This window comes from Pontibacter cellulosilyticus (genome assembly GCF_014306105.1).
Lineage (GTDB): Bacteria > Bacteroidota > Bacteroidia > Cytophagales > Hymenobacteraceae > Pontibacter > Pontibacter cellulosilyticus.
Map to the genome: position 1 here is coordinate 1 of NZ_JACRVF010000001.1, position 13,105 is coordinate 13,105.

Here is a 13,105-nt window from a genome sequence, read left to right on the forward strand (position 1 = left end):
GTACACACGTTACTAAAGTGAGCAGGAGGGCAAGAAAGGCCCGGCTAGCTCTCTTATTTGCATAAGAGGTTAGTGCATTCATCTTTTTTGGCTAAAAGTTGAAAATTTGACTTTACTAATAATTTGGAGTTTGATAGATGTCTTAATTCTGTTGGCGCATCCTTAAGACTGTGCTATAAACCTTTCTACAATTGCTTTCTTTTAGGTTGTGTGGCTAAGCGATTCATATATAAGTTGTTGCAAATATAATGGGGAATTTTTTACAAATGCTAATATTTTATTCAGAAATCTAAAAAAAATTATAGATGTCAAAAATAATACTATTATCTGTATGGCATAAAATGCCTTTTTTGATGTAAAAATAAAGATTGCATGCGTACGGTTATATCTATAAAAGGTTATTATGCTTGGTAAAGTTATATATGTTGATGTTATTAATTTGCGGGTTAACACTTGTTTTTCTTTAGTGAAAAAAAGACACAAAAGCACACCAAGTTGGAACTTTTAGGTATGAGAGAAATGCGCCATGTGGAGGAGATAATATAGGAATATTGTTATACTGCTATATCTGTCATTAATTCAGTACAACCATTTATTGGAAGAGCATATAATTTCTCTATTATAATTTTATCGGTAGGTTGTTAGTTATTGATAGGACCTATAGTTATGTTGTTGCTCTTCAGTTTATTAAGCCATAATCTGTATTCTTCTTTCTCATGAGCCTGTGTGATTGTACCGTCTAGTAACACATTTTCATAAGTAGCTGCCGCCACAAAAGTACTGTCTAAAATATCGTTTCGCCAGGTTCCGGTTTGGCCCATGGTGCCCAACACATTATGGTGCATAGCGTTATTATATGTAGAGTTGAGTTTGTAATAGTCCTTGGCCCAAATACCACCCGACCAGCATTGGAAAAGAGACCCATCTTCAAATCTGGCAGACACAATGGCTCTGTTCTGATACATTTCAATATTGTTACCACCTGCAATGCCCAAGCAGTAATTACCAAGACCCACAAGTTGATTATCGTAGACTTTTAAATATGCAGTGGCCATGGTAGAATCAGTACCAGGAGAGTCAGTGATAATGCCGCCACCAGTGTACTTTTTCTCATTAGCTGGAAAAGGGAAGGCTCCCTGTATGTAATTGTTATGGATTCTGATAGGAGAGGTGGCAGTTCCCCGAGAGTTATAAATATTAATATTATCCTCTACAGCAGACTTATTAGGTTCGTTTACTACTTCGTTCCATGCTATTTCTATATGCGGTACTTCTCCTCGGTAGTTAAACTGCACAAACTGAACAATGGCCAATCCATCATAAACTCTACCATCAATATTGCGCACCTTATTATACTTAATTTTAACAGTATTTGCAGGAGTACCGTCTCCCACGTATTGCACCCCAAGATAGATGCCAGCAGTGCTCTGTAATAAGCAGTTCTCAATAACTATATTCCTAAAGACATCTACATTTAAAAAGCGGCGGGGTTTTTTATAGTCAGAGTATGGGGTGGGGGTAATTCCATAACCTTCTGTATTGCGAACAGTGATATTAGCGCCATAACCCACTGAACGAATTAATGGACCGGCGCCTCTTATAACAGCATTTTCAATGATAACAGGTTCCTTTGTGCGTATGTCTATGGCAGGCACATCAGCATCTTTAGATTCCCACTTACCAGTATAGGTACCGCCATGTTTGATAATCAGTGGCCCCTGAAAACCTTGTTCTGCTGTATGCGGAGACACCTGCATTGCTTTAAACAAAGCAACTGCAGAAAAAAGTAACAGCAGGGTAAGTATAAAAAGTAAAAGCCGTTGCCCGGTACGCTTGTGGTTACCGGGAACGGCAAAGTATAAACTCTTTATATTTCCAAAGTATGTATAGGTCATTTTAGGATATACCCGAAAATGCGCCTTGCATAGCCGTTGGCTAAATAATACGGTATGTAAGGGCTTGGGCAGTTTTTAAGGGTAAAACGAGTAAAGTCGCGAAGGTTACCGCCTCCTTTTATATCGAAAAGGTGGTTGTAAAAATTTTTGATAGACTTAGACTGCCTGTTTTTGCGCTCCCCGCTTTCTTCAGGGTAAGTATAAAGTTTTGCGTCGTAGTTGCAGTACAACTCAAAGCCATTGCGCAGAGCTGTATGAGTGAAATCATAGTCAGCTACATAATGAGGGAAGTTATCCTGGTCCAGTAAACCGATTTTCTCAAAAACGGCTCTTGGTACAAGGAGTCCTCGGCCTGGTAACTGTGATACCAGATGGATGCCAACCTGCTTTTCTTTGGGTAATTCCTGTAGCAGGTAGCGCACTTTGTTTAGCTTGAAGTCGATGATCTCACCACCAAAAGCAGGCTCGCGGGTAGCTGCGTCCATTTCTAATGCACCAAGTATGGCATTTGGCTTCTGTGCCATCCATTTATAGGTGCTTTCGATAAAATCAGGAGCAGCCTCTAAATCGTTGTTCAGTGTCATAATGTACTCTGCGCCATGCTGTAGCGCATACTTAATGCCCATGTTTACACTGGCTGTCCAGAACAGGCCTCCGTCCCCAAACAACACATCTACCTCCGGAAACTCCTTTGCCAGCATATCGGCAGTTCCATCAGTAGATCCGTCATCTACAACTATAACTTTGAAAGAAGTATTTGTCTGCTTACGCAGCGATAAGAGGCATTCTTTTGTGAAGTGCTTTCTGTTAAAAACAGGTATAACTATATATATCATGGGTGTAAGGGCTAATATGTAACAGAGAGTTTTACAGTATCTGCTAAAGTATACTTGTTGTAGAACTCGTTGATATGTTTTGTTTTTACGGGCCAGGTTTGGGATTTAGAAAAGGTATAACCGTTTCTGCCCATCTGTACCCGCAGTTCTGGGTTATAGTAAAGTTGCTCCACTGCTTTTGCCAGTCGATCAACTGTTTCTTCGGGTGTTGTTACGGAAATTTTGATGCCAGCGTTATCAGGCACCAGATTTTTACCGCCGTGCAGGTCCAGCGTAAGTATGGGCAGTCCGTAGGCCATCGACTCTAAGAACTGTGCTGCAGAAGAGTCGCGGAGGCTGCAGAACATAAACAGGTCGCTTTTGGTATAAGCGCGCTTTACCTCATCCCACGGCACCTGGCCTTTCCAGTCTACTTTGTTTTGCAGGTTATACTTTTGGATTAATTCCGGGACCAAGTCGTGCATGTGGCCATCGCCAAGTATGGTTAGCTTGAATGGTACATCCGGACTTACCTTGCTTAGTGCCTCCAGCACCAATGGCAGGCCTTTACGCGCAAACAGGCGACCAACCCAAAGTATTTTAAGTTCCTCAGTAGGTGGTCTTTCCGGGTAAGCTTCCGGGTAAAAGCTCTCGGGAAGGCTAGTGTCCAGGAACATCTGCGGGTTGAGGGCTCCATTGTCGCGGGCCATATTGTAAGTGTCCTCATTAGTGGTAAGCACCAGCGAGGAATTGCGCATGGTTTTACGGAAGTCAGGGTTAACCCGCAGCAGCAACTTACTTATCCAGGAACGGATTACTTCTGTTTTCCACCAGCCATAGAAATATTTCTTGAAAGCTCTGGGTGCTTCCTGTCCGCCGCCGGCAGGTCCAAAAATCAATGGCTTGTTCAATCGCCAAAGTGCAGTGCCAAGTTGCAGACTTCCGATGGTTACGTGGTGCACCAGGTCAAAATTGATCTGCTTGTCCAGCTCTTTTGCTTTTTTATAAGCTTGCTGCTGCCAATAGAGGTAGTGTGGGTAAAAACCCAAATGGTATTCAAACAGCTTATCCACTAGTTTCGGTACCTCAACAAACACAATGTGCAGGTTAGGCATGTTAAGCTTCTCTACTTCCTTCTCAATGCTGGCTTTTCCTTCTACCGTAGTCAGGCACCATACTTCGTGTCCAAGCTTGGCAGTGTTCAAAGCCCAGTTCCAGCCGTTGCCCAGTTCAGTTCCTCGGTTCGGTTCGCAGGCATATGCTGATAAGAGTAGTTTCATGGTAAGGGTATTTTAGAGGCTAAAACTAAACAGGGCCTTCAGTTTAGCGCTTACTTTGTTCTTGATCAGGTAATTAAAGTTTCTTCTGTCTGATTCCATATCGCGGAGCACAAACCGTGGGTGGCGCAGCGGAAATGCAATTTCCTGCTCTGGCACAAAGGCATTCTTATCATGGAGGTTAAAGGTATGGGTAGCATCCTCGCCAAAGCCAATGTTGCGCACCAGGTTTACTTCTGGTATCACACACAGGCCAGAGTTGCTGTATACAGTAAACTCCCACTGGTAGTCCCACACGTCACCTTTGTTAATGTTAGCATACGTTTTCTCCAGTTGGCCCAGTCGGTACTTTTCCTCCAATTTGTTCAGGAAGATGCCGTTTAAATAGCCTTTCTCCTTCAGCTCTTTATAAGTTGGAATGTTGAAGTCGAAAAGCTGCCAGGCACGGCGCCAGGTAGCCCAACCCCAAGCGTTTACCTTATCAGAGAAGTAGTAGGAATAGTCGTTGTCGCGGCGCCAGCCATTAAGGTAGTTGTTGCCGCTGATGTGCATTACGCGGGTATCATACTTATACTTTTCCAGCACCTCCTGGCAAAACCAGAAAAAGCTCTTAGAGGGTACACAATCGTCTTCGAGTATAATGCCGGTTTCCTCGTTCTCGAAAAGCCAGGAGATAGAGGTGGAAGGGGCCACACCACAACCCAGGTTAGTCTCCTGAAAGAGTGTTTTTACTTCACAATCCCAGTCTACCTGCTCTACAATACGGCGTGTTTCGGCACATCGTTCGGCATCGGTGGGTACGTGGGGGCGCGGACCGTCAGCGGCAACATAAAGCTTCTTGGGCTTTACCTGTCGTATGCGATCAAAAACTTTCTGTGTTGTGTTGGCTCTGTTAAATATGATCAGCAACACCGGAGTGTGCAAAGGTTCGTTTGGAGTAGAAGTACTCATACTTGTTATAAGGGTTTATATAGGATAGTACTGCTCTTTCTAAAATGTGGTTTTGTATGATTTATACAGAATTCAATATTTTTTGCATGTTTAGGCGGCGAGCCTTCATACGCATCCCGGATTTTTGAATAAATGTTTGGTAAGTGACTTTTTCCTCCTCTATTGCGGCAATAGCCCAACCAAGCACACCATAAAAGAAAACAGGCAGCACGTATGAAATACCAAAGATGAACCCACTGCTTAAAAATGAGACAAGTATAATCTGATTGATTGTGAGCACACGCATACGCATGGCCTTGACAATAGGGTAGAGGCTAATGAGTAAAAAAAGAATGAAACCGATGAAGCCTGCATAGAATAGGATCTCAACATAAAAGCTATGGAAGTGATGTCCATTTCCGTCTTCAAATACGGGTGCATCTATATCGTCGCGGTAAAACTGGATAGGGAGCTCAAATCCTTCGAATCGCATACCCAGCATAAAATGCTCCTGTATAAATGGCAAATACGACAGCCATTGCTGGTAACGCCAACCACCGGTTCCCTGACTTTCGAAGTTTTCTATATCTGAAAAGCTCTCTTGTACCTTTTCTATGATTTCGGGGTGTATAGATAGAATAAAGCCACTCGCAACTACTCCAAGCACACCCACTATAGTACCGATAGGCAACAGCTTCGTAAGAAAGTTAATGGGCTTATCCGTTTTAAACTGTATAAAGAAGTAATAAACAATCAGCACGAAGGCAGTAGAGATCCATACGGTTCTGTGCTGAAAGAAAAAGATGGCAAAGAGCATAAAAAATGCCATAAAGAGGCTGGCGAACTTGCTCTTATAGAAGTAGTTGCTTAAGAAGTATAAAAATGGCACTACCAGCATGTACACTGAGTTGGAATATACGCCCCGCTCATGGTTAGTAAAAGCAGATATACTAAGTGTGTGCGGGTTTATAAGAAGAACATTGAGCCAAAACCCTGCAAGTATAAACCATACTACATGCTTTGTTTTCAGGTGGTAATTCGCCTTATAAAAAGTATAAACAAAGTAGGTGTAGGTGAAAATAAGCACCTTTACAAACACGTGCGGGTACACCATAAAAGAACCATACACATACTTCGATTCGAAAACAAGAGCCGCTATGTACAATAGCAACATAAAGAAAGCAAACCGCATGTATTTTGACATCCTGTTAAAGAACAGGATGCAGTACAGCATAGAAAAACCTGCCATACCCTTTAAAAGCATGTTCTGTATTAATCCTTGCTGCAAAGGGTTGTCAGGTGCCATCAACTCCACAAACATCTGATCCATCAGCATGATGAGAGCGAGTGGTATTATAAACAGGAAAGTATAATTCAGCTTCATAACAGAACTGTTTTAAGCCCGCATAATGCTTCTGCTATCCGCTACATGTTCTTTGTCTTGTAGGGGTGAAAGCGGTTTTTCTAATATTTCTGAATAATATGCAAGGTGTTGATCCACAATTACTTCTTCAGAATAATTGTTGCGGGCAAAAGTGTAGGCCTGCTGTGCCAACTGCTTGCAAAGCATGTTATCTTCTATCAGTTTGAGTATTGCTTCTGAAATCTTCTGTGGCAAATTGATATCGCAGAGTAGGCCGGCATTGCCACCATCCAACAAGATTGGTACATATCCGCTGTCTTTACCTCCGATTACAGGCGTTCGGGCAATCATTGCCTCAAGCAATACCATTCCGAAAGATTCTTCCCGGGCAGGGTGCAGGAGCAGCCTGGCGTGGCTGATCTCGTGCAGTACCTCATCATAAGACTGTACGCCCATAAATTTTACGCCGTCTTCTAAGCCTTGCTCTCGTGCATACTGTTGTGCAGCCCCTTCTGGCTCCATACCGGCACCTAAAAGGTGGTACTCCAACTCAGGGTGCTTTTTCCTTACTAATGCGAAAGCATGTAAAGCTGTGCTAATATTTTTTCGATGCGTAAAACCCATCCCCACCGATACAATGTGGTTGCTTTTCTGCACAGGAACCTTGAGCTGGTCCTCGAGTTCGGCTGGATAGAAATTATTTATGATACGAGTTTTCTTCTTGGTACTGTTGTCCAGCATATTATAAGTATAGCTGGAGTTTGCGATCAGGTGCTTTGCTTTGGTAACCACAATGTAGTTTATGGCCCAACGCACTAACCTGAAAATGTCCTTGTGTTGGAATAGAATCTGTAACGCCACATCGTGCAGGCCAACTGCTGTTGGAATTCCTGTGCGAAGGGCAGCCCAAGAATACTCATAAGACCAGAAAGCGCTTATAAAATCAGATGGGTGTTGCTCTATCAGCCGCTGAAGCTCTTTTACTTCGAACTGAAAAAAGCGACGGCCAGGCTGTGGACGTTGAGGCGCAATACAGACCTTCAGGTGCTTGCCTTCAAAAACCATTGCTTCCTCTATGAAGGGAGAATTTGTGTAAGCTATCACATTAAAGCCACGGTGCAGCAATGCATTGATAAAATGCGTTGGCAGTGGAAATGTATTTGTTTCCGGTAAGTTCTGTTCCTTAAGCTCCCAGTCGAGCAGTCTCAGGTCTATAGGTCCACAAACCCCTATGGTAAGTTTCTTATTCATACTTCTCATACTCCCTCCGGTTCTTGAATAATACTGTTTTTGTACTTTGATATAATGCGGCCCGTGAAGCTCGAAGTGTCCTCTTGAAGTCCCATTTTATTTAAAACAAGACTGATTTCTGATTTCAGTACTTTGTGTGGGTATAGCAGTGTGAATAACAGGAACAGTATGCCGCACGCTGCTAACTGCATGGCAAATATTACCACAACAGGTAACTGCATCTCTCTTAAAAACAAGCTAAGCAAGTGCACTGCCACTGCTATCAGAGTGCCGTTTAAAACACCCGGTATATAACAACGCAACTGGTTTCTGAAGGATACACTCAGAATGCGCTTCATAGCGAACTGAAACAAGCCCATCCTGATAACCTCGCCGAAGAAAACTGCTGCGGCAAAGCCAACCAGACCATAACCCTTTAACAGCAGGAAAAGGCCAATCAGGACCACCATGTATACAATCGTGATCACGATCTTCAGGTTAAGTTCTGCTTTTGCATCGCATACAATGCCCGAGAACATTGTGATAAAGCTAATTGGAATAGCTAAACTGAGTACCTGGAGTACTGGAACAGCTTCTCCCCACTGTTCGCCCAGCACAATGCGCACCAGTTCTGGGGCAGCAACCAATATGCCCATACAAACCGGGATAAGCACAGCCGCCAACAAGGTAATACTGGATAAGTATACTTTCCCTAGCTTCAGGACGTCGTTCTGCAGTTTACTAAAGGAAGGAAAGATAACTTTAGATATTGTACGGGTGATGTTATACATGGGTAAGTTTACCAGCATGTGCGCTCTGGTGTATATACCTAGCTTATGCATGCCCAGCACTTTACCCACCAAAATGATGTGTAGTTGCGAGTAAATGTACTCCAGCACACCCAAAAAAGACATTTTACTGCCATAGTTAAACAATGGCTTGTAAGCAGGCCAGTATAAGATCGGAAAAACAGAGTGGCGCACCATAAAATATGAACCAATTGCAGTAAGCACTACCTGTGTTAAAGTAGCATACACTAAGCTCCAGAAGCCAAAACCCAGGTAGGCTAGCACTACACCTACTATCAAATATGATATGATGTAAGACGCAGTTTCTACAATTCCCATGGCTTTAAACCTCATTTCGCGCTGTAGTAAACTTAATGCTGTAGACGAGAAGCCGTTGATCAGAAACGAGAATGCCATAATCCTCACAATTGGAGCTACTTCTTCGTTTTCGAAAAACAGGGCGGCTGTAGGTGCCAGAAACCATACAACAACTGTAATAACTACACCCAAAAGAACTGAAGTAGTAAAAGCAGCTCTGATGTTTTCTTTACTTAGCTCCTCTTTCTGGATAATTGCCTGGTTCAGACCCAAATTGGCGAAATAGTTACCAAACCCGAGGATAACTGTGGCAAGGCTAACAAGACCAAACGCCTCCGGAGCCAGCAACCTTGCCATCACCGAAGTATAACCAATCTGCATAACAGCATTGGCTACAGTGGAGGCGGTTGTCCATTTAAGTCCTGTAAATGCTCTAGAAGCTAATCCTTTACTCATTCCAACAATTAAATTGCTTTTTATTATAAGCGCCCACCAACCTTAAGATGGTGGGCGCCCCATGTATGACCTAAGCTGTTAAAGTTCTTCGCTACACATAATAGTAGCTTGCTTTACGCTTATAACCATACTCGTATGTTTTATCAAAATTCAGGTCGTTGATTATTATATGGATATTCTTAATCTTCTTGGCAGCATATAGCTCGTTTACCTGGTTGAGCAATTCCTTGTTTGTATACTTATGCTTTACTACATAAATATTGGTATCCATATGCTTCATCAGTACGAAGAACTCTGATACATAACCTATTGGAGGAGTATCTATTACAATAAAGTCATACTTCCCGCGAAGTTCTTCTATCAGTTTATTCATGCGCGGCAACTCCAGCAGGTGAATAGCATTTTCCGGAATCGGACCGCACGGTATTATATCCAGGTTTTCAATATCTGTTTTCTGAATTACCTCATCGGCAATCATGTCCTGGTTAAGGTAAGTGGATAGGCCTACCTCTGAACTAACATTAAAGTACTTGCCAAACGTCGGTTTTCGCATATCAGACTCTATAAGTATGGTACGTTTGCCCGACAAGGCAAATTCGTGACTCAGGTTAACAGAGCAGAACGTTTTACCTTCACCTGAAATAGAGGAGGTAATTCCTACAACCTTAAAGTTGGTGCTTGATAACAGGTACTGCAGGTTAATTCTGATAGACCTGAAAGACTCTGCTATGGCTGATTTTGGATTGGTTTTTACAGCCAGCTTATCTGATTTAGATCCGTGGGCAATAACTCCCAAGAACGGTATGTTTGTAATAGAACTTATATCATTTTTGCCCTGGATGGTATTATCAACATTGTCTATCAGAACAATAAGTCCGGCAGGTATTGCCAGACCAAGTAACAGGGCCAGCAGATAAATCATGTTCGGCTTTACGTTAACCGGACCATTACCCCAAAATGAGGCTCTGTCCACTATCTTCTTATCGGTAGTGTTGGTGGCCAGTGAGATAGCAGCCTCTGCACGCTTCTCCTGCAGGAACTCATACTTCTTATCTATAAAATCTGCTTGCCCTTTCAGGTCTGCCAGGCGGCGTTCGTGCTCAGGCTGCTTGGCCAGTGTGGTCTCAAGGGTGGTTATGCGTTTTTCTGTTTCCCTGATGGCAATATCAGCTGAAGAGATCAGGTTTTTAAGGTTAGCTATAATAGCGCTTCTTATACTTGCGATCTTACCGTCTACTTCTTTTAGCATAGGGTTGATCTGCGTAGCACTTGTCTTATATCCTGCCTTTTGTTTGTTCAGATCAGAAAGCTCCAGGAAAAGGTTTGCCAGAATAGGGTTTTGTACACCTGCTACTGCCGGCGATACCGCTTCTGTAAAGCCTTGGTTATTTTCTATCTCCTCTAAAATAGCAGCGTAATATTGCCTGTCGGTGCTCAGCTTTGCCTTATCAATTTCCAGCTGCGACAGACGCTCATAGGTGCTATTTGCCTGGGCATCTATGTTTGAGATTCTGTTGGCAGAACGGAATGATGACAGGGCTTGCTTGCTTTGCTTTAAAGAGTCAGTCAATGTGGCGATCTGGCTATCTATGAACTCCAGTGTTTTGCGGCCGTTGGTGTTTTTCTCTTCCAGGTCACGAGCTACATACACATCCATCAAGGTATTCAGGAAAAGCATTTCCTTATCAGGTATGGTACCTTTAGTACTTAACTCGAGCACACGCGAATCTCTTTCAATCGGGTCGATGTTCAATGTGGCAAGGCGTTGGCCAACCTGGCTCTCCAGGCTATTAAGTACAAAGTAGTGTTTTTTTGCTGGCGGCTCACCTGCTCCTTTTTTGTTTCTTCTTAAAGTGAAACTGATATTCTCGTCAGTGTAAGGCTCTCCAAACTTCAATACTTTAGTAAAGCTGATGTATGGCACATAGCCTAGCACCTCATGGCGGTTAAAGTTGTAGCGTGGTACATTCTCACCCTCAACTGTTAGCTCATACTCTTTGTCGTTCAGTACTTTCACTTCAAAGGGTACATCCACCAACTGGATACCGGATGTGTCTAGCTCAACTATATAAGGCGTTGTTTCAAATTGCTCTTGTTTTATGAGGTCAAAGCCACTGTTGAGCCAGTGGTCTGGTACTTTATAATATGAGGTGGAGAAATCTAATCGTTGCAAGGCCGACTTTATCATATCAGCTGACTTTAGCAAGCCAATCTCGTCTTCCACTTTTATACCCTTATCCTGCACATGCAACAGCTCCAGTAGTTCCTGTGCTTTTTTAGATCCAGTTTGCTGATCTCCTAGCAAAAGAGTAGAGTGGAAAGCATAAATTCTCTCTGAACTTTTTACATAGACATAAGCTACAGCAAGTGCCAACAGCGTAAATCCAGCAAAAAGGTACCATCTCGATCTGAACTTGAATAACCAGCTTCTAAGGTCTATTTCATGTTCTTTATTCGCCTTTTTCATTTTATATTCACAAAATTTAATATAAGTCCAGCCGTAGAAAGCACGCCTAGAATAGTGCTAACTACAATCAAGTTATCTCTTCTAATCTGCGTTTTGCGCGGCTCAACATACAGCACATCGTTCGGCTTGAGGAAGTAGTACTGAGATTGTACGAGGTTTGGGTCTTTGAGGTCGAGTAAAATAACCTCAGTGCCACCAGGCTTCTGGCGTATAAGCTTCAGGTTTTCTCTGTTAGCACCCTGCGTAAGGTCGCCTGCCATACTTAGCGCCTCCAAAAGGTTCGCCTGCTCATTGTATACATAGTAGTAGCCAGGAGTTCGCACCTCACCTAAAACACTAATCTTAAAACTTATAAGCTTTACTACAACGGTTGCATCATTAAAGTATTTGTCGAGATTTCGCTGTATCAGGTTTTGTACCTGCGCTACTGATAAACCGGAAACTTTCAGTTCACCTAGCGTTGGAAGCATAATTTTTCCGTCTTTATCAATGGAGTAGCCGCTTAGATAAAGGCTGCTAGGGCCTGATATGCCGAAGGCATTGTTAGGATCAATGATGTTGAAGGCATTGGATAGCTCAGGCTGATTGCTAATCACTTTGATAGAGAGGACATCATTGGGCTGCAGTTCGTATTCTTTGTAAGGAGTAGTAAAGTTTGTTGGTGTGTTCTTCTTAAGCTTTTCGTTTTGCATGTAAACCAGCTCTTTCTTCGTGATGCAAGATGTCGCCATCATTATAAGAAGGAGATAGCACAGAATATTTCTCATGTCTCAATATTAAGGGTGTAAGATGGCCTTAGGGGGCCTGCCAAATAACAGCCGAGGCATTGCAAGGCTGTCCATTTAGGTGCATAAATGAATTCAGCCATATATACTATAGCTAGCTAAAAAAGATGCTGAATTGATGAAATATTATAGAGATTTAATATATAAACCTGCGTTTTGGCCAGTAAGTGAGGTTTTTGAGAAAGGAGACACAGGAGGGAGGCAAAAGCACGATAGGTTTGAAAAGTTAAGTCTATCTATGAAAAGTATAAAAGCAAAGAACCGTTTCATGGGAGTGCAAAGCACTTCACCAAGAAACGGCCCTAACCTTTAGCTTAATATCTTATATGGTATGCTATTCAATCCATTTAGTCCTCTTAGCTTTGATAGCTGCAGGTTTACGCTGTGTTGTTCTGGTAACAGCACCCGGATGGCGCACTAATTGCTGCGCATAACCGTTCAAGTGCTCTAGTATGCCACCTTTTAACTTCCAACCCATTGGGATAAACCCTGCTACTTTTGTTGCCAGCAATTCTAAATCCGGGGCAACAACAATATTGTATTCCATTTTGATTACCTTTTAACTACAGATTCAATCTACTAATAAATTTTGAAATAACAACGGCTGCGCTACGAAAAATTAGCGCAGAGGTTACATTCATTAAAAATATTTAGCATATAATTTAAATAGTTATACTTAACACACTGCTTTGTGAGAATAATGTTGATTTAGTGCTAGTTTGAAGAGTTGTTGGATGAGTTGTTTGAGAAGTGACAAAGCAAAAATCATCTTTGGATTACT

At 42.5% G+C, this 13,105-nt stretch carries 10 protein-coding genes; all 10 read right to left on the reverse strand.

Annotation, left to right across the window (positions count from 1 at the left end; all coding sequences use genetic code 11):
* Nucleotides 1-641: 641 nt before the first annotated feature.
* Nucleotides 642-1,895 (reverse strand): glycosyl hydrolase, encoded by a 1,254-nt coding sequence (locus H8S84_RS00005; protein WP_230406995.1) that lies wholly within the window; start codon nucleotides 1,893-1,895, stop codon nucleotides 642-644.
* Nucleotides 1,892-2,731 (reverse strand): glycosyltransferase family 2 protein, encoded by an 840-nt coding sequence (locus H8S84_RS00010; RefSeq protein WP_187065227.1) that lies wholly within the window; start codon nucleotides 2,729-2,731, stop codon nucleotides 1,892-1,894. Before H8S84_RS00010 ends, H8S84_RS00005 begins: the two co-directional genes overlap by 4 nt.
* A gap of 11 nt (nucleotides 2,732-2,742) precedes the next feature.
* Nucleotides 2,743-3,990 carry a glycosyltransferase family 4 protein gene (locus H8S84_RS00015; RefSeq protein WP_187065228.1) on the reverse strand — a complete coding sequence of 416 codons (1,248 nt, stop codon included), beginning with the start codon at nucleotides 3,988-3,990 and terminating at the stop codon, nucleotides 2,743-2,745.
* 12 nt (nucleotides 3,991-4,002) lie between these two features.
* Nucleotides 4,003-4,938, reverse strand: a complete 936-nt coding sequence (locus H8S84_RS00020; RefSeq protein ID WP_187065229.1) for a nucleotide-diphospho-sugar transferase — start codon at nucleotides 4,936-4,938, stop codon at nucleotides 4,003-4,005.
* Nucleotides 4,939-4,999: 61 nt separating this feature from the next.
* On the reverse strand, nucleotides 5,000-6,301 hold the full coding sequence (locus H8S84_RS00025) for an O-antigen ligase family protein (protein ID WP_187065230.1): 1,302 nt from the start codon (nucleotides 6,299-6,301) through the stop codon (nucleotides 5,000-5,002).
* 12 nt (nucleotides 6,302-6,313) lie between these two features.
* Nucleotides 6,314-7,531 (reverse strand): glycosyltransferase family 4 protein, encoded by a 1,218-nt coding sequence (locus tag H8S84_RS00030; protein WP_187065231.1) that lies wholly within the window; start codon nucleotides 7,529-7,531, stop codon nucleotides 6,314-6,316.
* A gap of 5 nt (nucleotides 7,532-7,536) precedes the next feature.
* Nucleotides 7,537-9,072 (reverse strand): lipopolysaccharide biosynthesis protein, encoded by a 1,536-nt coding sequence (locus H8S84_RS00035; RefSeq protein WP_187065232.1) that lies wholly within the window; start codon nucleotides 9,070-9,072, stop codon nucleotides 7,537-7,539.
* A 91-nt stretch (nucleotides 9,073-9,163) separates the two neighbouring features.
* Nucleotides 9,164-11,539, reverse strand: a complete 2,376-nt coding sequence (locus tag H8S84_RS00040) for a GumC family protein (protein WP_187065233.1) — start codon at nucleotides 11,537-11,539, stop codon at nucleotides 9,164-9,166.
* Nucleotides 11,536-12,273, reverse strand: a complete 738-nt coding sequence (locus H8S84_RS00045) for a polysaccharide biosynthesis/export family protein (RefSeq protein ID WP_230406996.1) — start codon at nucleotides 12,271-12,273, stop codon at nucleotides 11,536-11,538. The genes H8S84_RS00040 and H8S84_RS00045 overlap by 4 nt, the downstream gene beginning before the upstream one ends.
* Nucleotides 12,274-12,658: 385 nt before the next feature.
* On the reverse strand, nucleotides 12,659-12,871 hold the full coding sequence (locus H8S84_RS00050; protein ID WP_187065235.1) for a hypothetical protein: 213 nt from the start codon (nucleotides 12,869-12,871) through the stop codon (nucleotides 12,659-12,661).
* Nucleotides 12,872-13,105: the final 234 nt, after the last annotated feature.

Coding starts and splice junctions, on each gene's coding strand:
- H8S84_RS00005 (WP_230406995.1), bottom strand. CDS start 1,895: ATGACCTATACATACTTTGGAAATATAAAGAGTTTATACTTTGCCGTT.
- H8S84_RS00010 (WP_187065227.1), bottom strand. CDS start 2,731: ATGATATATATAGTTATACCTGTTTTTAACAGAAAGCACTTCACAAAA.
- H8S84_RS00015 (WP_187065228.1), bottom strand. CDS start 3,990: ATGAAACTACTCTTATCAGCATATGCCTGCGAACCGAACCGAGGAACT.
- H8S84_RS00020 (WP_187065229.1), bottom strand. CDS start 4,938: ATGAGTACTTCTACTCCAAACGAACCTTTGCACACTCCGGTGTTGCTG.
- H8S84_RS00025 (WP_187065230.1), bottom strand. CDS start 6,301: ATGAAGCTGAATTATACTTTCCTGTTTATAATACCACTCGCTCTCATC.
- H8S84_RS00030 (WP_187065231.1), bottom strand. CDS start 7,531: ATGAATAAGAAACTTACCATAGGGGTTTGTGGACCTATAGACCTGAGA.
- H8S84_RS00035 (WP_187065232.1), bottom strand. CDS start 9,072: ATGAGTAAAGGATTAGCTTCTAGAGCATTTACAGGACTTAAATGGACA.
- H8S84_RS00040 (WP_187065233.1), bottom strand. CDS start 11,539: ATGAAAAAGGCGAATAAAGAACATGAAATAGACCTTAGAAGCTGGTTA.
- H8S84_RS00045 (WP_230406996.1), bottom strand. CDS start 12,273: ATGATGGCGACATCTTGCATCACGAAGAAAGAGCTGGTTTACATGCAA.
- H8S84_RS00050 (WP_187065235.1), bottom strand. CDS start 12,871: ATGGAATACAATATTGTTGTTGCCCCGGATTTAGAATTGCTGGCAACA.